18 protein-coding genes, 1 other RNA gene and 1 pseudogene are annotated in these 20484 nt (G+C 56.8%); 3 read left to right on the top strand and 17 right to left on the bottom strand.

Annotation, left to right across the window (positions count from 1 at the left end; all coding sequences use genetic code 11):
• Positions 1–28: 28 nt before the first annotated feature.
• The 3 genes and pseudogenes from AB7M26_RS01670 to AB7M26_RS01660 form a co-directional block, all read right to left on the bottom strand.
• Positions 29–2620, bottom strand: a complete 2592-nt coding sequence (locus tag AB7M26_RS01670; RefSeq protein ID WP_123498839.1) for a Tc toxin subunit A — start codon at positions 2618–2620, stop codon at positions 29–31.
• Between the two features lie 249 nt (positions 2621–2869).
• Positions 2870–3574, bottom strand: a complete 705-nt coding sequence (locus tag AB7M26_RS01665) for a methyl-accepting chemotaxis protein (protein WP_429388987.1) — start codon at positions 3572–3574, stop codon at positions 2870–2872.
• A gap of 201 nt (positions 3575–3775) precedes the next feature.
• Positions 3776–4654 (bottom strand): annotated as a pseudogene (locus AB7M26_RS01660) (methyl-accepting chemotaxis protein); the annotation flags it as partial.
• Between the two features lie 396 nt (positions 4655–5050).
• Between AB7M26_RS01660 and pmrG the strand changes: the two are divergent.
• From pmrG to AB7M26_RS01645, 3 genes are all read left to right on the top strand, one after another.
• Positions 5051–5722 (top strand): lipopolysaccharide core heptose(II)-phosphate phosphatase PmrG, encoded by a 672-nt coding sequence (gene pmrG / locus AB7M26_RS01655; RefSeq protein ID WP_123498843.1) that lies wholly within the window; start codon positions 5051–5053, stop codon positions 5720–5722.
• Positions 5723–5756: 34 nt separating this feature from the next.
• Positions 5757–6602 carry a phosphatase PAP2 family protein gene (locus AB7M26_RS01650; protein ID WP_123498845.1) on the top strand — a complete coding sequence of 282 codons (846 nt, stop codon included), beginning with the start codon at positions 5757–5759 and terminating at the stop codon, positions 6600–6602.
• Between the two features lie 90 nt (positions 6603–6692).
• Positions 6693–7256, top strand: a complete 564-nt coding sequence (locus AB7M26_RS01645; RefSeq protein WP_123498847.1) for a GNAT family N-acetyltransferase — start codon at positions 6693–6695, stop codon at positions 7254–7256.
• A gap of 306 nt (positions 7257–7562) precedes the next feature.
• Here the strand turns inward: AB7M26_RS01645 and AB7M26_RS01640 are convergent, their stop codons facing one another.
• The 14 genes from AB7M26_RS01640 to AB7M26_RS01575 all read right to left on the bottom strand — a co-directional run bounded on the left by AB7M26_RS01640 (position 7563) and on the right by AB7M26_RS01575 (position 20346).
• Positions 7563–7928: a DUF6124 family protein gene (locus tag AB7M26_RS01640; protein WP_123498848.1), complete on the bottom strand. Its 366-nt coding sequence runs from the start codon at positions 7926–7928 to the stop codon at positions 7563–7565.
• A 363-nt stretch (positions 7929–8291) separates the two neighbouring features.
• Positions 8292–8549 (bottom strand): hypothetical protein, encoded by a 258-nt coding sequence (locus AB7M26_RS01635; protein WP_123498850.1) that lies wholly within the window; start codon positions 8547–8549, stop codon positions 8292–8294.
• Between the two features lie 35 nt (positions 8550–8584).
• Positions 8585–8959 carry a DUF6124 family protein gene (locus AB7M26_RS01630; RefSeq protein ID WP_123498852.1) on the bottom strand — a complete coding sequence of 125 codons (375 nt, stop codon included), beginning with the start codon at positions 8957–8959 and terminating at the stop codon, positions 8585–8587.
• A 380-nt stretch (positions 8960–9339) separates the two neighbouring features.
• Positions 9340–9507, bottom strand: a complete 168-nt coding sequence (locus tag AB7M26_RS01625) for a hypothetical protein (RefSeq protein WP_181150620.1) — start codon at positions 9505–9507, stop codon at positions 9340–9342.
• The gene (locus AB7M26_RS01620; protein ID WP_063343897.1) at positions 9504–10229 is read right to left on the bottom strand and encodes a zeta toxin family protein; all 726 of its coding nucleotides are present in this window, start codon (positions 10227–10229) and stop codon (positions 9504–9506) included. The genes AB7M26_RS01625 and AB7M26_RS01620 overlap by 4 nt, the downstream gene beginning before the upstream one ends.
• A gap of 150 nt (positions 10230–10379) precedes the next feature.
• Positions 10380–11249 (bottom strand): hypothetical protein, encoded by an 870-nt coding sequence (locus AB7M26_RS01615; RefSeq protein ID WP_185022196.1) that lies wholly within the window; start codon positions 11247–11249, stop codon positions 10380–10382.
• A 90-nt stretch (positions 11250–11339) separates the two neighbouring features.
• Positions 11340–11733, bottom strand: a transfer-messenger RNA (tmRNA) gene (gene ssrA / locus AB7M26_RS01610).
• A gap of 115 nt (positions 11734–11848) precedes the next feature.
• Complete coding sequence (locus AB7M26_RS01605) at positions 11849–12124, bottom strand: hypothetical protein (RefSeq protein ID WP_123498854.1); 276 nt, start codon at positions 12122–12124, stop codon at positions 11849–11851.
• A 214-nt stretch (positions 12125–12338) separates the two neighbouring features.
• Positions 12339–12620: a hypothetical protein gene (locus AB7M26_RS01600; protein ID WP_123498856.1), complete on the bottom strand. Its 282-nt coding sequence runs from the start codon at positions 12618–12620 to the stop codon at positions 12339–12341.
• Positions 12621–12749: 129 nt separating this feature from the next.
• Positions 12750–15560, bottom strand: coding sequence for an FAD-binding and (Fe-S)-binding domain-containing protein (locus AB7M26_RS01595; RefSeq protein WP_123498859.1), 2811 nt, complete (start codon positions 15558–15560; stop codon positions 12750–12752).
• A complete protein-coding gene (locus AB7M26_RS01590) occupies positions 15557–16228 on the bottom strand; it encodes a LutC/YkgG family protein (RefSeq protein ID WP_123498861.1) in 672 nt (223 codons plus the stop codon). The genes AB7M26_RS01595 and AB7M26_RS01590 overlap by 4 nt, the downstream gene beginning before the upstream one ends.
• A complete protein-coding gene (locus AB7M26_RS01585; RefSeq protein ID WP_123498862.1) occupies positions 16228–17682 on the bottom strand; it encodes a LutB/LldF family L-lactate oxidation iron-sulfur protein in 1455 nt (484 codons plus the stop codon). The genes AB7M26_RS01590 and AB7M26_RS01585 overlap by 1 nt, the downstream gene beginning before the upstream one ends.
• Positions 17679–18503 (bottom strand): (Fe-S)-binding protein, encoded by an 825-nt coding sequence (locus tag AB7M26_RS01580; RefSeq protein WP_018929467.1) that lies wholly within the window; start codon positions 18501–18503, stop codon positions 17679–17681. The genes AB7M26_RS01585 and AB7M26_RS01580 overlap by 4 nt, the downstream gene beginning before the upstream one ends.
• Before the next feature lie 151 nt (positions 18504–18654).
• Positions 18655–20346, bottom strand: a complete 1692-nt coding sequence (locus tag AB7M26_RS01575) for a lactate permease LctP family transporter (RefSeq protein WP_123498864.1) — start codon at positions 20344–20346, stop codon at positions 18655–18657.
• Positions 20347–20484: the final 138 nt, after the last annotated feature.

Here is a 20484-nt window from a genome sequence, read left to right as displayed (position 1 = left end):
TCCTTGAATATTCAAAGCGGGAGAGGTGTTAGTGACAGGCCGCGACCACTGCTTCGCCAACGTCTTTCCAGTCCGATGTATTACTGTCGGTTGTCAGATCGGTGGCTTTGAGCAAGATGTTTGCTGACAGTCCTGTGCTCTCGCAACACGACTGGCAGCGCATGACCCAATCCACTTCTTCCATTGAGCCCGCCCGCTTGCTGGGTAACTGTGCCGTCAGGCAACTCACCTCATCGGTTGTCCAGTTCAGGAGGTGGGCCAGCAAGCCGTTGACGTCTTTTTTCGATGGTGTCGATGTCGTCTTATCGGCTTCATCATCCTCATTGGTAAGACGCAAGTAATGCAGGAGGGTGTCTTCTGACTGTGCTTGGCGACGAGCGCAAAGACTGAAACGTTCAAGCAGATAAAGCGTCTGGAGTGTTAGGGTTCCCGAGTTGTTTGAGGCTAGAAACCGCGGGTTGTTCAGCAATATTTCAAGTGTGCTGCTGCTCAGGTGTAATTCCCGGCATGCTTTGGCAGCGCGCAGTATCTTCGTCAGCGACGCAGGCATGATTGCCTGGGGGCGCGCGTTGATGTCCTCGTACACCGACTTCACAGATGTACCGGCCATTTTCATCACGCTCGGCAGGTACTCCGCGGACAAATCAGCGATGTCGTGCAGCAGACTTTCCATCAGACGAAGCTGCTGCTCAGCGGATGTACTGGCAGGTGTACGAAGTGCATCTAGCCGATTTTGCAGGTTCTGCTCCAGCGGCAAGTCGACGTTGTGGCTGCCGAGCAGTTGGCACAGTTGCGCCATATCACGGTTGCTTTGCCCTAGCCAGTCGACGGCCCAATCCATCGTCATCAGTACGTCGAGAATGTCGGTTGTCGGTGCGTTTGGGTCGCTCAATGCTCCTGTCACCAGAAGTTCGCTGAACTTGTCCCCTCCCAGTAATCGGGCGAGCCTTGTACTGTCGGCAGGGGAAAGACCAAACATCCGTGCGATACGGGCTTGGCGGTAGAGCGAGGACACTGTAGATAAATCATGTTTTAACGAAGCGTATTGCGCGGTCTGTTGCGCAAGCAGCAACAATGAGTCTTGCGTAAAGGAAAGGCCAAGGCCGGCACTGAGATAGCCGAAGGTTTCGAGGTCCGTAGTGACAAGCGCTGTCGTCTGCTTTTTTTGCAAAGGACTGTCGAGCAATCCTGTGCGATTGAACACTTGGTCAAACAACGGCGTTCGATCACCGCAAGCGGACGTCGGCATGTCATGCAGGAACGAAGCAAACTCCTCCGGCAAGATGCCATAACGCTGATTCAGGTATCGATAGACGCCCAGGGTGCGCAAGGTATTGATGTTGAGCGCAGCGGATGATCCGCCTTCCGAACGCAGGGCATTGACGAGCAAGGTATCCAGTTCGGCAAAGGGAACACCGGTCCAGCGTTGCAGACGGATCATCTGCTGCAAACGGTGGAGACGTGGTTTTGACCTGTTGATAATTTCCTTTGCTTTGTTTTCGGTAATGGCGATCCTCAGAACACCCTTCGATTTCTCGCCGGAAATCAGACCATTAATGTAACTCGCACCATAGTTGGCATGTGTGGAAGATGGGCTGTTGGCTGAAGCGCGAGGGCTGTATTTCCCCTGCGCGAGCACCTGCTGAACCTGCTCTGTTGTCAGTCCGGTACGTTCCTTGAAAAACTCAAGTTCACCCAGGCGTTCAATGTTTTCGGTTCCATAGGCTTTCTTCAACGTGTCAACGTTGGCGTCTATATCGAACTTCATGATTAGCAACTTCTGCTGCTCCGGACTTAATCCGGACAGGTGTCGCTGAGCGTCGACACGAGATTTCAAAAAATCATGATCAACCCCAGCGTTATGTGAAAAAGGCAGTTTCAGACTGACGCGATAATTCAGCTCACCCAGCCCCGGTTTGTCAGTGCCCAATCCAAGCAAGCATTGTTGGTGATGGAGATCATAGGGCAATGAGAACGGGTAATACTCGCTGGCCAGTACTTCGTGAACGCTCTTCGAATTGGTGGTGTTGTTCAGATGGTTCTGGATATGAGTGCTCAAGGTGTTATTGACGATGTTCAACATCGGCCGAGAAACGAAGGCGCTCTGGTGGTCCAGCATCAGTTCCTTGAGATCCGGGCGCCGTTTATCCAAGGGGATTTTTTCTGGGTGTCGAGATGAGTTTTCCAGTTGTCCGGCAAACAGATACAACGCTCGCAAATAGGCCACGGGCGAGTCGATTGAAGCAATATCGCCTTCATGGCAAAAATGCTCCCAATTCTCGTTGAACAACGTTTGATAGGTGGCAGGCACAGATTTCGATTCGAAATCAGCGTTACGCCGGATACGCCGTTTGGCGTCACCGGACGATACCTGATGCTCCAGATACAGACGGCTGATCTGTCGGGCGTAACTCACGGCGTTGTCATAAGCCTGCTGCCCATTGGCGTCGCTGTGCCGGGCCAGGTCACGGGCGAACTGCTCCTGGGGCATATGCGCAATATCGAAAACAGACTCGATCTTCATAGCTTGCATGGCTGTTTTGAAGTCGGTTTTTGTCCCTTCTTCGCTGGCAGGGAAGTCAACGAGTTTGTCTAGCAATGAGTCGTTACTTACGTCCATGTGTTGTGAGTCTCCTGTTCGAACGGGATGTCCTTGGTCAGAAGAAACGTACAGGAGTAGAGAAGAAAGGGAGGTAGGCTGGTTGAGGGGGGATGCGTATGAAAAAGCGATTCGGTATCGGTATTTTTGGACGACAGGATATAGGAATTCAGGCGTGCGCCAGTTTTAAACGAATGGCCGAGACTTCGATTTGCCTGGTGCCGGAAACGAGTAGGGCACGCAGGCAAAGAGGATTCATAGATTCGCGGGTTACACCCGGAAGTGACTCACCATCATCTGCAACTGATTACCCAACCTCGCCAGCTCAACACTGGACGCAGCGGTTTCGTCGCTGGCGGCGGCGGTCTGTTCGGACACGTCGCGTACGTTGATGATGCTGCGGCTGATCTCTTCGGCCACGGCGCTTTGTTGCTCGGCGGCGGCAGCGATCTGTTGGTTCATCGACTGGATGTTGGACACCGTTCGGGTGATGTTTTCCAGTGATACGCCGGCCTTGCGGGTCAGCGCCACGCTGCTGTCGGTCAGGGCGCGGCTGTTGTTCATCACCACCGACACTTGTTGAGTGCCGTTCTGCAGGCCGGCCACCAGGCCTTCGATTTCCTCGGTGGATTTCTGCGTGCGCTGGGCCAGGCCACGAACTTCGTCGGCCACCACGGCAAAACCACGACCGGCTTCACCGGCACGGGCCGCTTCGATGGCGGCGTTGAGGGCCAGCAGGTTGGTCTGTTCGGCCACGGCTTTGATCACGTCCATGACGCTGCCGATCTTGTCGCTTTCCTGCTGCAGCACGCTCATGGCTTCGGTGGAGCGCGCCACTTCGCTGGCCAGGCGTTCGATCTGGGCGATGGCTTCGTTGACCACTTTATCGCCTTCGCGCGCTTCTCCATCAGCGGCGGCTGCAGCCTGAGACGCTTCTTCAGCGTTGCGCGCGACTTCCTGCACCGTGGCAGTCATCTCGTGCATGGCGGTGGCCACTTGATCGGTCTCGATTTTCTGGCTGTTGACCCCGGCGCTGGTTTGCTCGGTCACGGCAGACAATTCTTCGGCAGCGCTGGCGATCTGAGTGACGCCATCGCGGATACCGCTGATCAAATCGCGCAGGGTCACGCCCATGCGTGCGATGCCTTGTTGCAGCACGCCGAGTTCGTCGCGGCGGGTCACTTTGACGTCCTGGGACAGGTCGCCGCTGGCGATGCGCTCGACCACGGCCAGGGTATCGCGCAACGGGCCGGTGATCTGACGGGTGATGATTACGGCGGCAATGACGCCCACCAGCAAGGCCAGCAAGGTACTGATCAGTTGCAGCGTGCGGGCTTGGGCGCTTTCGGCATCGCGGCGGTCGAGCTGGATCTGATACAGGTGGTCACTCAGGCTCACGATGGTGGCACCCTGTTCGGTCATTTCCTTGCGCGCCTGCACCGCCTCGGTGTTGGCGGCTTTATACGCTTGCAAGGCACTGCGGTAGTTGCTCAGCGCGGTTTCCAGCTGGCGCAGCGCATCTTGCTGGGTCTCGGCGAAATGCACATTGAGCTGTTTCAGGCTGGCGATGGCCGTGTCTAGTTGGGCGACGGCTTTTTGCTCGGTCTCGGCGTTGGTGCTGGCCGTGTAACCACGCACTTCGTAGCGAGCCAGGATGAACGCTTCCTTGGCCGCGGTGATGGCCTGGAACTGTTCGAAGCGTTGGTCGCTCAGGGGCATTTGCTGCACGCGGGTGCTGATCGCTTCGATCAACGTGTTGGCGGTTTCAGCATTGGCGCCCATGGCGTCGCGGGCGCTGTTACCGGTGCGGTAGGCGCTACGCATTTTGTTCAGGGATATCTGGTAGGCGCTGATGGTCGCGCTCTGCTCTTTGAGCAACTTGACGTTTTCCGGGCTCTTGAAACTCGACAGCAACGCTTGTTGCTGAGCGACGAAGCCGTCGAGGGTGGTCTGCACATTCTGTGCGGCGGTTTCGTCGCCGTTGGTCAGCATGTATTGCAGGCGAACCACACGCAGTTTGGTCAGGCCGGCGTTGAGCTGAGTGATGTCGCTCATCCAGTTGCTGCGGTCAATCAACCCGCCCAGGCTCGTCCAGCCGGTCAGGGCGAGAACGCAGGTCAGTGCCAGGACCAGGCCGAATCCCAGGCCCAGTTTCAGGTTCACGCTGATATTACCGAACCAGCTATTCATCAATATTCCTCCAGGAACGTTGTGCTTCTTGATCGTCGGTTGGCTGGAAGATTGTTGTTTTAAGAGCCAGCAAGGGGGGTAGCAGGTCTGTATCGGCAGCAATGGCGAGAGCTGAAAGGATTTTGTTGGACGGATTCTGTAACAAGATTTTTGGGCAAGTCTTAATCTTTTTTTCACATGGGTTTCACCGGCTGCCGACGCGCGCCTCTTTACCCTCGCGACATCGAATCACAATGGTGTATCCCGGCGAGGCGGCTTGATGTGGAATTGAGACTGAGTCTGTTCGGGATAAAACGCTCGATCGATCTGAGCCGTTTGGCCCGTTATCGAAACGCTGCAGTCGTGCTGGCATCTGCCTTGTTGGTTATTCCGCTGACCGTGTGGCTGCTGCGACCCGCCGCCGTCCCAGACCTGGCCCATGGCAATGTGGCGGGTGCCCGGGCGTTGGCGACCGGGTGGGCCAAAGGCGACATGATCGTGCTGGTGCGCCACGTCGAGCGTTGTGATCACTCCACGGCCGCCTGCCTGATCGGCAACGATGGCATCACCGATCGCTCTCGCAGCGTGGCGGTGAGTGTCGGCGCGCAGTTCGAGCATCTGGGGCTGGATCGGGCCGACATCTACAACAGCCCGGTGATGCGCACGGCGCAAACTGCCGGTTACATGTTCAACAAGGTCGGCGTCGGCGAAGACTGGTTGGTCCACTGCAGAGACAACATGCTGCGCGATGCCTTGGCGCACAAGGTGGCCGGACGCAACCTGATTCTGGTGACCCACAGCGAATGCATGGCGCAACTCGAAAAAGATCTCAAGTTATCGACCGAGACCTTGGGTTATGGCGCTTCTCTGTTTATCTCCGCCAAAAAGTCTCAGCCGCCGCGCATGCTCGGTTTCATCGAAGCCTCCGACTGGCGTTCGATGACCACTGAATGAGCCTCACCATCATCCCTCTGGATCAGGATGTACGATGCTGACTGCTTCCCGTTACCGCTTTTACTGGGTGAACTTCGGTATTCCGCTGGCCTGTGCGGTCGTGGTGTTCCTGTTGTTTGACATGACCAAGATAGACATCGCCTTCAGCGATCTTTTCTATGATCCGGCCACGCGGTTGTTTCCGTTACAGCATGTCCATCTGTTCGAGAAAATCACCCATAAATGGGCGCGGATCATCCCGAACTGGACCGGCGAGGTCGCGATGATCGGCGCTTTGCTGTCGTTTCTCTGGCCGCGACTGAAGGCTGAAAAACATTCGAAGATCATCACGCTCCTGGAAAAAATCAAAGTCGCGCCGGTACTTCGGTTCGCCAGTAAACACCGTCGGGACTTCCTCTATGTAGTGTTCGCGTTTTCCATCAGCACTGGCGTTATCCACTACCTCAAAGGCCACACCAGTGTGTATTGCCCGGTCGAAACGACTCAATACGCCGGCAAAATCGAACACAAGGAGTGGTATCAGAATTTCGACCTGCTGAAAGTCGCAGGCGACGGTCGCTGCTGGCCGGGCGGGCATGCATCAGGCGGCTTCACGATGCTCGCGCTGTACTTTGTGGCTCGCCGCTACCGCTGGCGATATTCCAAAGCGCTGATGCACGGCTCGCTGCTGCTCGGTTTCGTCTACGGCACGACGCGGGTTCTACAGGGTTGGCACTACATGTCCCACACCTTCTGGGCCGGAATCTTTGTATGGCTGGCCTGTTTGCTGACGGCGTTGGCGTTCTATGGGCGGGCGCGGTTGGAGCTACCGGTGCGACAGCAGGCTGAGCAACCTGTCGTTGAGCCATTTACGAGTTCACCCGCCAACGCGGAGATTTAGGCCGGGAGGCCGTTGAACGCCTGAGTAGCAGTGTCCTTCCTGGCACTGCTACTGTTTGACGCTACGGAGTTTGAATTCAAGGAAGATGCAATGGAGCTTTCGCTGACGGTGGGCACTCATACATTGAGATTGAGTGCCCCCGACCCCGAATGGTGTAAAGCGTTGCAGCATGCGCTTAACGCCAGTTTTACCACCCATTCCGAATTTCTGCCCTGGGCCAAACCCTACACCACCGAGGACGAGGCCCGATCGTTCCTCGCGCGGGCAGTCGATGAATTCAAAAGCGAAACAGGTGAGCGGCGGCTGTTTATCGTCGACGATGCGGCGCACACGATCATCGGCTGCATTGGTTTGAAGCCCCGGCACCGCAACCGCTACGTCGTCGGCTACTGGGCCAATACCGAGTATTCGGGCAAAGGTTATATGCGCACAGCGCTCGAAGAATTGATCAAAAGCCTGCCCGGTTTCACGTTTTACCTGACCATAGACGTGGCCAACGTGGCGAGCCAACGGCTGGCTGAAGCGACCGGTTTTGGCTTGATCAGGAAGTGTTATCAGGCGCGGTGTTCGCAGCAGCATGGGGAGCAGGAATATTTGTATCGATTGAAATGCCTGCAGGAACTGCCGAAGGTTTCCCCTGCGCGGGCTATTTGAACTGACCGCCAACAAAACCGCAGACAAAAAAAAGCCCGCGGGAGCGCGGGCAAACCGTAGTTTCTTGAATGAGCGAGGGCAATGTACAGGTTGGGGAGAGGTGATGGGGTGAAGAAAAATTCATGTGGATGGGCCTTCGGCATGGCCTCTGAGTGAACGAAATACCCGGGGAGTCGCAATAATGTTGTGTATTTCATTTTCCACGATGTAGCAACGACGGCATCAGCAAAAATGGGCGACCTCAATGAGGCCGCCCATTTTGCTTTTCTACGCCGAAATCTGCGTTTGTAGTCGTTGCTCGATCACTCAGTGAACAACGGGAGGCTTGCCCGCCGGCACCGAAGCGTTCGGATCGAGGTTATCCCGCGCTCGGTTGACCAGAAGCTCGGTCAGCATCGTCAATTGCTGAAGCGCCAGCGCCACATTGCGCTGAGGCCCATCGAGTTTGTTGGCAAAGTCCAGAGTCATGACGTTGAGGGACGCCAGGGTTTCGCTGGCATGAGAGAGCAGGGTGAGCGTGTCGACGTCGGGGCGGACGCTGAAGATGTTCCTGTTCAGGTTGCGCCGGCGGGCGTTGGCGCGCTCGGTGGCTTGGGGACGTTGGGTAGGGTCGAGGGTTTCAGGCTTTGAAGTGGCCGTATTTTCAACTAAATGCAGGGTGATTTTTTTCATAAGGGCGTTCCATGAGGTTAGGGATCCTTACGCTATTTCGGGCTTGTCAAACCGTCCGCAGGGTTTACAGCGAAGCGTGAAGACTATCTGCCGGAAACGTTGTTCGCCAGTTCATGGAAGTCGCTACAGGTTGCGGGAAATTTCCCAGGATGACGTGGTTCTAATCTGTCAGAGAAATCCATTTTTTTACACAAGGCCGAAAGCGTGGCGACTCTGCGTCCATTGAGTCGATAGTAAGTTACAGATCATGAAACCTACTGTTGAGTCATCTAATGCTGTTCAATCCAAAAAAGGCACCTGCGATATGCTCGACAGGTGCCTTTATGTGTTGGGGGAGCGGTAACGACTTCTATGCTGGGTTCGTTACAACGCCGAAACCTGCATCTGTAACCTTCGCCCAACCACATCCAGCAAATCACAGCCATCGCGCAGCGAGGTCACCAACACCCGCGCCAGCTCGCTGTGAACGCCTTCGTTCACAGCGAAACTCTCCAGCAATTGAGTTGCCGTGCGGATGCGGTAGGCCGCCGTTTCATGCAGCACATCCAGCGGTGCTTCGGTGTCGATCAGCAGCGACGCGATGGTGCAGTCGATGCCGGTGACCGGTATGTATCGATCCATGACAAAACCTCCATTCGATCAACGAGCGCGATCACTCAGTGGCAGACGGGCGTGACCGCCGGCAGGGGCGAGTCGAGGTTATCCAGCGCTCGGTTGATCAACATCTCAGCCAGCACGGCCAGTTGCTGAATCGCCAATGCCACATTGCGATGCGAGCCTTCGAGCTGGTCGGCCAGATCGGTGGTCATGACATTCATGGAGGCCAGGGTTTCGCTGGCGTGAGCGAGCAGGGTGGGGGTGTCGACGTCGGGGAGGATGGTGAAAACATGGCTCACGGGATCGGGCTGTTTCGGGTTGCGCAAGCGGGCGCTGACGGCGCGTTGGGTGGCTTTGGAGAGTTGGGTCAGGTCGAGGGTTTCCGACTCTGGAGTGACTGGGTTTCCACGTGGCTTTGGTTTGGTCTTTTTCATGGGGGAGCTCCGGAAATTTAGGGATCCCTACGCTTTTCGGCCTGTCAAAACCGTTCGCCGGGTTGCAGCGAAGACGGAAGGTTATCTTTACTGATCGTTACTCGCCAGTTCATGGAGTTCGCCACAGTTTGAGGGAAATTTCCTAGGACGTGGTTAGTTTGCCTCCAGCAATAGCTGCAATTAAGACCTAGGTTGGAAAGGAGAGTCGGGATAGGCGGACGCAGGCGATATTGAGCGACATTGAAGTGAGTAACGTGCTTTATCGTCCAGCCGTCCAGCCGTCCAGCCGCAATGAAGATCTCCCTGAGGATACCGAGCGTAAACGGGAAATAAAAAGCCCGGCATCTGGCCGGGCTTCTCTTTGATTCTATGCATGTCTATCAGGCTTGCTTTGCCTCGGCCTGCATCATCACGAGGTTTTGTTGCTTGGTCGCCTCGGTCAAAACTTCACTGTAAACGCGTTTTTTTTGCTCTGACTTCGCGTTACGAATAAAGTCGGCAAATGGGCTTTTAGCACCCTTGGTTAAGCCTAGCTTAATCGAAATCATGAATGCGCTCCTGATGGTAATCCGAGCTCGGCCTCTAGATCGGCCCGCGTGTGGCGCTCAGGTATATGGTAGTCAATTTTATCGACACCAGCTTTGTAAAGACGTCCAGAATTGTCGATATGCTTGAGCAGTAGATCCACGTGGACATCGCCGCCGTACTCTAGCTTAAGTGCGTTCACAACGTCACGCGCCGCGAAATACTGATCGATGAAATGCTCCTTGCGAATCCTTCTACCCTCTGCCTCCTCTCGAGCTTTGACAAAGCCCCATGCAAGGTGAGGATTTTGATAGACGTACAAGATTTGCACAAATCTGCCCTTTTTCAAGGACCGTTCGACATTTCTTCTGGCTACATCGAGGTTGGAGAATGTTCCGTCGAGCAGAAAAGACTGTCTCTGATCGATAGCAAAGTCGAGAATTTTTTCAACCAGGATCGAAACACCTCCCTGAAAAAGCCAAGAGTTTCCACCCGAGTATTCAGAAAATTCGTTTCGAAGCTCGTCTGGATCAATCCTTAGGATCTTCGTGTCAGCGAAAAGGTTCACAAGCGCGATTGAGGCTTCAGTTTTACCCGCCCCTGGGGAGCCGGCCATAAACACTGACACGGGAGCTTCCTCTGGCGGATAAATGGTTTTGTCCGTCCGGCGCTTGGCGATTGCTTTCTTGTTTGCGCGAGCGAAGCTGACTGCTTTAGCCGAAATCTCTAGCTCTTCGGGTGTCATTACTTGCCTTGCCGGGGTCGCCTCATTCGCCACAAGCAAACTCCTTCTTGTCGGTTTTGTGCCGTCTAAAGCTAGCGACATATCTCGGTCCCGCCCATGCTGCAATATATCTGGCTGCTCAGTTTCTCGGACCTTGAGTCAGTCGTTTCATCAGGGACTAAAAACCTGGTTAAAAAATTCTGTGTATTTAGCTATGGCGCCTAGAGCGATGGCGATAACGGTGAAGGCTGTGAATAGAGGGTGTCCTTTTATTACCTCGAGAACGGCGACTGGCCGTACACCGAATTTGTCTGCCCAAGATGCGTCGGTTTTTAACCGCTTTTCGTGCGTTCGCTCGAAAAAATTTGCAAACATATCCAGCTTACGCAGAGTAGACCTGTGCATCTTTAGGTAGTCGCCGTTGACGAACGCCTCCGCTTCCTGCTCTCCGGTAAGCGCATCAACGTCGGACACGCTGTTCAGTTCAGTCAGGCTCATTATGCGGCCCTTACGCCCTTTGCTATCCACATGTGGCGCATAGGATTTGCCATAAAGGCTGACCAGTACGCGAGCTAAATCTACTTTCTTATCGTCCTGGAGTTCAAAAGGGTTCCCCCCAAGCACCCGGTAGCGATGCTCAAGAGCGAAGAAGCCGAAATGCTCATCACGCATATTCCAATGAAGGAATCGACAATCCTTATGCTGCTCAAGGAATGCAAAATACCCATCAAGCATAGATCGCTCGTGACTGTCGAGCTCGTCCGACATGGTGTCGAGGGAGCCCTTGAGCTCGGCTGACTTGTGAAGCGACCACGACTTCGTTTGTGCCGACTTCAGATTTCGTACCGCAATTGAAGTTACACGTTTCGAGGCGCCGGTAGAGCCCTCGTAAAACGATTCGCATGAGTAATGGACTACGTAGACCCGACTGGCATCTTGGTAGAGGTCGTCCACCAAGCTTCTGCTTTTCGCTCGATCCTTGACTCTATCAATCTCAGAACTCATTTCCCTGACCTTCGCCGCTTCGTCTGAGGCTGCCATTTAGCTGTCATTACGGAGCTAAAACAGCCCCGTCAGGCACAAAAAAGGCACTTGCGATAAACGCTAAGTGCCTGATTTGTAATGTTTATTTGGTGGAGCCGGGGGGATTTGAACCCCCGTCCGCCAGTACTCCGCTGTCGGTACTACATGCGTAGCCGTGTCTATTAAGTTAACCCTCAGCGACCCGACGGGCAGGGTGCTTTGGGCGAGTTGTGTAAGTTTTAGCCGCTTCGTCCACAACGTACTGCACGGCGATTCTGTTCTATATGACAATCACTTTGGGTTTACAGACATCCCCTGATGATTGCTGGACCCGAAGGTACCAGGAGGGAAGGGCTAAGGCTGCTTACGCAGCGAGAGCGTATTCCCCGTAGGTTTCGTCATTGGCAACTATAGAAAGTTGCAACAGTGGATTTACGAGTTCTGTTACCAACTCGGCATGCACCTAAAGTTTCGCAACCGGCGTCGAATCCTAAACGGCCCCGAACCTGCTGTGTGTAACCAGCAGGCAAGCGCAGTGTACGCCAATGCGCGCGGCGAGTCGACCTTCTGTCCGTGCTTGCGTGTCAGGGCCGACGCTGATTGGCTCTGGTCTGGCCCTACTGACCGTGCGCGTGGCTTTGAAAATCCTGAAGCGCCTGCTGCGTCAGGGATACACACTCTTTGTCATTGTTGGCGGCGTGGGCGGCCTTGGCTTGTTCGGCTTTAGTGATCACGACACCTTTGGTGGCAGCACCCAGTGTGGTAGTGCTGGACAGCTTGTTATTGACTTCCTGGAGCTTCATTACGCATTGATCGCTATCGTTTGAGGCGTATGCGGAGGAGGCCAGCATTGTTGCAGCGATGAGCAGTCCAGCCAGGGCGGAACGCTTCATGGGTATCTCCTGGGACGGGGGGATTGGGCCACGCTGATCGGGGCTTAACAAATGGACTGTGATGGCGTGCAAGGGTTCTGTTTTTGCTGGCGATGGGGTGAAAGATTTTTCCGGGAGGCGGGTGTGAAAAAGGGACAAGAAACGCCCGATGCTCCGCAAGCTTAGGGTTTACATGGCTCAGAAGGCCAACCCGAAGGTTGGCCTTCAGTAGTTCTTAGCCTTTATCACCTTTGCCCGCGTTCTGTATTTCCTGCAGGGTTTGAGTGGTTTCGGAGATGCATTTTTTGGTGCCTTCCTCGGTGTTTTGCGCCTGGTAGGCCTTGGCCTGCTGGACACTTGCCTCGACGCGAGCGCTCATTTCTGGCGCCAGGGTCTGGGTCTTGGCATTGGCGATGGCTTTCAGGTTGGTTGCACAGAGATCATCGCCGGCGGCAAACGAGGAGGAGGCCAGCATTGAGGCAGTAACGAACAGACCTAACAGCACTGAGCGTTTCATGGGTATCTCCTTGAACTGAGGGGCCAGGCATCGCTGGCCATCAGGACGGGCTGCCAATTTTGGGAAAGGCCCCGCGTTTGCGGGACTTGATCGGTGGACTGCGACGGTGCGTCAGGGTTCTATTTTTCTTCAGGTCGCCCTGGCCTGGGTCACCCGATCCACCAGATAGACCAACCCGTGGTAGTCAATTCCGCCGTGTTGCGTCAGACCAATCTCACAGGTGCGGCTGGTGGAAATCCCTTCGCTGCATTGCTGTACCGCGTCCTTGAGCGTGCGTAACGAATGAGCATTCAGTTCCGGGGTGGTGAAGCCCTTGTCGCCGGCAAAACCGCAGCAGTGAATGCCTTCCGGGATGACCACGTTTTTACTGCACTTGCGCGCAAGATCAATCAACGCCTGGCTCTCGCCGAGATGCTGAGTGCTGCACGTGACATGTACCGCGATCGGCGCTTCCTGGGGGGTGAAATCGAGACGATCCATCAAGTGAGTGCGGATGAAACGCACGGGGTCGTACAAGTCCAGTCGCACGTCGCCCAGGTCCTGAACCAGCCGCAAGGTGCAGGGGCTGGTGTCGCAATAGATCGGGTCGAGCCCGCCGCGGCTGGCGTGCAGCAGTGCGCCGATCAGTTCCTGGCGCTTGTGTTCGGCCTGTTCAGCGTAACCCTTGGAAGCAAACGGCTGACCGCAGCAGAGGTTGTCCTGATTGTCTGGAGAAACTACCTGATAACCGGCCTTTTCCAGCAGGCCGCGGGTTTTTTCGTACAGCGACATTTGCTCTTTATCACCCGCCGCCGGGCCCATGACCCGCGACACGCAGGCCGCCAGGTACACCACCCTAGGGCGTTCGTCCGACACGCTCGGGCTGAAGCGAATGGCCCTTTCCGGCTGCGGCATGGCGTTGGTCCATTGCGGGATTTGACCCTTGGACAACCGCGTCAGCGATGCCGAAAGTTTTGCCAGGCGCGGTGCTCCCAATAGCATCCGCGCACCATTGGCGACGTGCAGGGTGAAGCGCGCGCCTTGCAGCGCAGTTGCGAAATTTCCTTCAATCCAGTTGGCGGTTTTCGTATGCGTCGCTTTACGGCCGCGGCGTTTTTTCACCAACTCACCGGTGTTGATTCCTACAGGGCAACGTTGCGCACACAGGCCAGTGGCGGCGCAGGTGTCGATGCCTTGGTATTCGTAAGCGGCTTCGAGTTCGGTGGTGTCGACGCCTGCGCGCTTCTTGGCCTGGATATCTCGCCAGATCACGATGCGCTGGCGTGGGCTCAATGTCAGGCCTTTCGACGGGCACACCGGTTCGCAAAAGCCACACTCGATGCACTTATCCACAATCTCATCGGCGGCCGGCAACGGTTTCAGATGCTTGAGGTGGATTTGTGGATCGTCGCTGAGCACCACGTCCGGGTTGAGAATGCCGTTAGGGTCGAGCAGGCGTTTGAGCTGCCACATCAACTGATAAGCATCGCTGCCCCATTCCAGTTCGACGAAGGGCGCCATGTTGCGACCGGTGCCGTGTTCAGCCTTCAGCGAACCGCCGAATTCAACGGCCACCAACTGCGCCACGTCGTCCATGAACGCCTGGTAGCGTGCGACTTCTTGTGCGCTGTTGAAGCCTTGGGTGAAGACGAAGTGCAGATTGCCTTCCAGGGCGTGTCCGAAAAGGATCGCTTCGTCGTAGTGATGTTTGTCGAACAGCTCGATCAGGCGGTTGACGCCACTGGCCAGCTGTTCCACCGGGAATGTCACGTCTTCGATGATCACCGTGGTGCCGGTTTTGCGCACCGCGCCGACGGCAGGGAAAGTGTCCTTACGAATCGCCCAGAGCCGGGCGTTTTCCACCGGGTCTTCGGTGAAGTCGACTTGCTTCTCCACCGGGAAGCCGGTCAGCGACGCCATGATTTGCGTCAGCTGTTCCTGAAGCAAAGAGGACGAAGCGGCGCGGGATTCGATCAGCAGGGCGCAGGCATTGGTCGACAGTTGTTGTACGAAAGCAGGCATGCCGGGCTTGTCCTGCACCGAGCGCAGGCTGCGGCGGTCCAGCAATTCCACCGCCGATACGGGTTGGCTTTTCAGCACGGTGACGGCGTTGCAGCAGGTTTCTACGTCAGGGAACACGATCAGCGCCGACGCCTTGTTCGGGTGGTCGATTACCGTGTCGTAGGTCACTGCGCTGATGAACCCGAGCGTGCCTTCCGAGCCCACCAGCAAGTGGCTCAAGATATCCACAGGCTCGTCGAAATCCACCAGCGCATTGAGTGACAGGCCGGTGGTGTTTTTCAGACGGTATTTGTGGCGAATTTTCGCGGCCAGTTCGGCATTGGCGCGGGTCTCGCGGCCTAACGTCGCCAGTTGCTCCAGCAACTCGGCGTGGCTCTCACGGAAGGCCATCACACTGGCGGTATCTTCGGTATCGAGACGGCTGCCGTCAGCCAGTACCAGACGAATACCGGCCAGCGTGTGATAGGTGTTCTGCGCCGTGCCGCAGCACATGCCACTGGCGTTGTTGGCGACGATGCCGCCGATTTTGCAGGCGTTGATCGACGCCGGGTCTGGTCCGATCTTACGTCCGAACGGTGCCAGCCAGGCGTTGGCCTGAGCACCGATCACGCCCGGTTGCAGGCGGATTTGCGTGCCCTGACCTCGGATTTCGCGACCGTTCCAGTTATCCCCCAGCACGATCAGCACCGAATCGCTGATGGCCTGGCCAGACAGGCTGGTGCCGGCGGCGCGGAAGGTCACCGGGACTTGATCCCGTTGCGCCAGTTTGAGCAGCGCCACCACTTCATCTTCGGACTCGACGCGGATCACCAGTTTCGGAATCAGCCGGTAGAAACTGGCGTCGGTGCCGAAGGCCAAGGTCGACAGCGGATCGTCGAAACGTCGCGTTTCAGGAATCAGTCGCTGTGCATCTCGCAGGAAAGCTGCCGGTAGACTCATTGGTCCTCCAGGATCAGAACGACCAGGTCTTTCGGGCCGTGGGCACCGTAAGCCAATACTTGCTCGATGTCGGCAGTCTTCGACGGGCCGGACACCAGCAAGGCGTTGGTCGGCATGCCTTGGGCCCATTCGAACTCCTGCTGCACCTGATAGAAGTTGTCGCGGATTTCACTGGCCTTGAGCAGGGCGAAATGCACCGGCGGCACCAGGCTCATCAGGCGCGGTTCTTCCCGCGTCGGCCAGAGAATCAGGCTACCTGTCGCGGCGATTGCGCCGAGGGTGGTGGTCAGGCTGGCCGGGGTGTCGTTGAACAACTCGGCTTTCCAATCCTCGACAGGACGGTCGTAGGCTTTGAGCGCGGGCAGGCCAGGATTTTTCGCCCAATGCTGAGTGATGCGTTGACCGTGAGGTGTCGTCGGCGCAATCAACAGGCTCGGCAGCTGGCGATCCTGCAGCAGTTGCGCCAGCAATTCGGGCCAGCCATCTCTGGACGTCAGATGAATTTCGGTGTGCACCGCTTCCATCAGTTTGCGCAGTTGCGGGATGCGTTGTTCTGGCGTGTAGGTGTAGGGCTCGGTCACCAGTTCGACATCGAAGTTGTCAGGCACCGGTGTGCTGCCTGTCAGACTGTTGCGCAATTTGGTGAGGATATTTTGCTTGGCGCTCATCAGCGGTCTCCCTGTTTGGCCAGATGCTCGCGGGCCATGTCATGCAGTGAGCGGGCGGCGGGTTTCGGTGCGCTGTGGTTCTGGGTCCATGGGCCGACGTTGCTCGGGGTCAGCGCGCGCAGGCGAGTAGCGAAGAAGCCGAACAGACGATAGAGCGTTGGCGAGCTGTTGAGCTTCGCCCAGGCGTTCCAGATAAACCGTTCTTTGCGTGAGAACTTGCTGCCCTGGCCGCGCATGACTTGATGCGGGCTGTCCGGGGCTTTGACGTTCTCTTCCCGCAGGCGGCGCAGCAATGCGGGGATCGGAATTTTTACCGGGCAGACTTCACCGCAAGCGCCGCATAACGACGAGGCACTCGGGTGGTCGGGGACTTTCGCCAGGCCGACCATGTGCGGGGTGATGATTTTTCCGATAGGCCCAGGGTAAACCTCCCCATAGGCATGGCCGCCGATTCGTGTGTAGACCGGGCAGTGATTCATACAGGCGCCGCAGCGGATGCAGTTCAGGGTCTGGCGCAATTCGCTGTCGGCAAACGCCTGGCTGCGACCGTTGTCGAGCAATACCAGGTGCACTTCCTGTGGGCCGTCGAGTTCATGTTCCTTGCGCGGGCCGGAGATCATGTTGACGTAGGTGGTGATCGGTTGGCCGAGGGCCGAACGGGTCAGCAGCGACAACAGCGGTACAACGTCCCGCAGGTTTTCGACGACTTTCTCGATGCCCGTGACGGCAATGTGTACGGGCGGCACGGTGGTCGACATGCGCCCGTTGCCTTCGTTTTCCACCAACAGCAAGGTGCCGGTTTCGGCCACGGCGAAGTTGACGCCCGAGACGCCGATGTCTGCTTCGAAGAATTTCTGTCGCAAGACTTTGCGACCGATTTGAATGAGTTGGTCAACGTCCTTGGTGTACTCCACGCCAAGTTTGTCGTGGAACAAGGACGCGACCTGACCGGCATTCTTGTGGATCGCCGGCATAATAATGTGTGAAGGCTTCTCGTGGTCGAGCTGGACGATGTACTCGCCCATGTCCGATTCCAGGCATTCAATGCCCTGTTCAGCGAGGAAGTGATTCATTTCCATCTCTTCGCTGACCATCGATTTGCCCTTGATCACTTGCCGCCCCTCGTGAGCGCGGATGATCGATAAGACGATGCCATTGGCTTCGTCCACCGTTTCCGCCCAGTGCACTGTCACACCGTTGCGGGTCAGGTTCTGTTCAAGTTGCTCGAGCAGGTCGGGCAACTTGGATAAAGCACGGGCGCGGACAGCATTGCCCAGCACTCGCAAATGTTCTCTTTCATGGGCATCGCTGAAGGACGCTGCCCGTTTGCTCATCAGTGAATCCATCGCGCTGCGAAAGTTGTTTCGCAGTTGCGTGTCAGCCAATGCCTTGTGCGCCCGGGCGCGAAAGTCTTCTTCTACGGCAACCGTAGGAATAATCGTGGAAGTGCTCATCGGGCACCTCCGGTACGCTGCCACAGGAAACTGGCCAGATGCTGACCGCGCAACGCTTCCTGCTGTTTCTCCAGCGAGCCATTGATGTTCATCAGGCAACCGCAATCGGCACTGAGTACCTTGTGCGCGCCGGACTCCTTCAACGCTCGGGTCTTGTCAGCCACCATCGCGCCGGAAATATCTGGCATACGGACGCTGAAAGTCCCACCAAAGCCACAGCATTCACTTTCGTGGCTGTGGTCGACTCGCTCCACGTTGCTTAGCTGCGCCAACAACTCACGGCCGTGCAGGTGGGTGTTCATTTCACGGCGTGCCGAGCACGACGTGTGCAACGCCACTTTGACCGGTTCGCCGCTGTCCTTGAGCTGCACCTTGCAGACAAACAGCAGGAACTCCGCCAGCTCATAAGTCCGTGCCGCGAGGGCCTGGACCTGTTTCAGCGTTTGCGGCTCGTCCTTGAACAAGTCGGCGTAGTGTTCGCGCAACATCCCCGCGCAAGACCCCGACGGCACCACCACCGGATAATCACCGGCAAACAGCGCCAGTTGCGAGCGCGCCACGGTCCGGGCCTGTTCGGTGTAGCCCGAGGTGTAGGCCGGTTGCCCGCAGCAGCTTTGCCCTTGCGGGTATTCAACACGAATGCCTTCGCGTTCCAGCAGATGGATCGCGTCCATCCCGGCTTCCGGGTAGAACAGATCCACCACGCAAGTCCCGAACAGGTAGACCCGTGACGGTTTCTCGCTGGGGTATTGCCGAGGTTCGGGCAGTGGCGGGGCGACGCGGGTCGCATTCGGCACAGCGTTGTAAAAAAGCTCGCTCATCAGGCGTGTCTCCGGGTGGTCCCGGTTATCCGTCCGCTGAGGCTGCTGAATATAGAGAGGGAAGCTTTCAGCAGCCTTGCAGACCCGGTTGTGAATAGCTGACGCCGGGGGCGTAACCCGGCGTCGGTTTTTTCCGTGTCGCGTGTAGTTCTTAGTGCACCAGCATGCCGGTGAACCAGTAGGCCTGAGCCAACGTGATCAGGCCGACGATCGTTGCAAAGAATAGGCTGTGCTTGAGGGTGAAGCGGAACAGATCCGATTCCTTGCCCACCAACCCGGTCGCGGCGCAGGCCACGGCGATCGATTGTGGCGAAATCATCTTGCCGGTCACTCCGCCGCTGGTATTCGCCGCCACCAGCAAGGTGTCATTGACGCCGATCTGATGCGCGGTGGTTGCTTGCAGCGAACTGAACAGCGCGTTGGACGAGGTATCGGAACCGGTCAGGAACACGCCGAGCCAGCCGAGGAATGGCGAGAAGAACGGGAATGCCGCGCCTGTGCCTGCCAGTACCAGAGCCATGGTCGATGACATGCCCGAATAGTTGGTGACGAAGGCGAAGGCCAGCACCATGCCGATGGACAAAATCGGCCAGCGCAGTTCGTAGACGGTCTCTTTGAAAGTGGTAAGACCAGTTTTCAGGTTGATCTTCAGCACCAGCATCGAGATCAGCGCAGAGAAGAAAATCGCCGTGCCGGTCGCGGAAATCGGATCGAGTTTGAACACCGCCGGAATCGCCGTCGGGGCGGTTACGATCGGGGCGACCTTGATCACCATTTGATCCAGATGCGGAATCGCGAAGTTGAACACCCAGCTATACATCGAGCCACCCGCAGCGAACATCGCCTTGAACGGTTTCAGCGTCCAGATGGTGACCAGTACGGTGAGGATCAGGAACGGCGACCAGGCTTTGAAAATTTCCCCCAGGCTGTAAGGCGAAGCCACGGTGGTGCGCGGTTGGCCGAAACCACCGGCGCTGGCCACCACGGAAGCCGAGACGGCGCCGACGATGTGTTGGCCTGCGGCGCGTTTTGGCTGCCAGATTTTCAGGAACAGCGTCAGGGAAATCAGGCTGGCCAGCGCGGAAGTGATGTCCGGCAGTTCCGGTCCAATGAAGTTCGAGGTGAAGTATTGGGTGACGGCAAAGCTTAAACCAGCTACCAGCGCCGCCGGCCAGGTTTCCCGGACGCCGCGCAGGCCATCCATCATGAACACTAGCCAGAAAGGCACGAACAGCGACAGCAATGGCAGTTGGCGACCGGTCATGGCGCCGATCTTGAATGCGTCGATGCCGGTGACTTGACCGGCGACGATGATCGGAATCCCCAAGGCGCCAAAAGCCACCGGCGCGGTGTTGGCGATCAGGCACAGGCCGGCGGCGTACAGCGGGTTGAAACCCAGACCTACCAGCAGCGCGGCGGTAATCGCGACCGGTGCGCCGAAACCGGCGGCACCTTCCAGGAAGGCGCCGAAGCAGAAGCCGATCAGCAGCACTTGCAGGCGTTGGTCGTCGGTGATCGACAGCACTGAGCTGCGGATCACTTCGAACTGGCCACTCTTGACCGTCAGTTTGTAGAGGAACACCGCTGCCACGATGATCCAGGCAATCGGCCACAAGCCGTAGGCGAAGCCATATCCGGCAGCCGCGAAGGCCATATCGACCGGCATTTGGAACGCGAAGATTGCCACTGCAATCGACAGCGCCAGGGTAATGCTGCCGGCCACGTGGCCTTTGAGGCGGAACACGGCCAGAGCCAGGAAGAAAAATACGATGGGGATGACGGCCGCGAGTGCGGACACGCCGAGACTGCCGAGCGGGCTGTAGAGCTGTTGCCAGGTTTGCATATGGGGTGGCCCCTAATTGTTGTTGGTCAGGCACTGGTCAGCGTTCTTGGTTAATTGGTAATACCAATTTACAATCGCTGTTGGCTAGGGTAAAAGCCTTGTATGCGGTGTGTCAATTTGCCGCCCTAAAACTTTTGT

The sequence above is a fragment of the Pseudomonas sp. F-14 TE3482 genome, from assembly GCF_053629455.1.
This window is presented reverse-complemented; position numbering and strand designations above follow the sequence as displayed.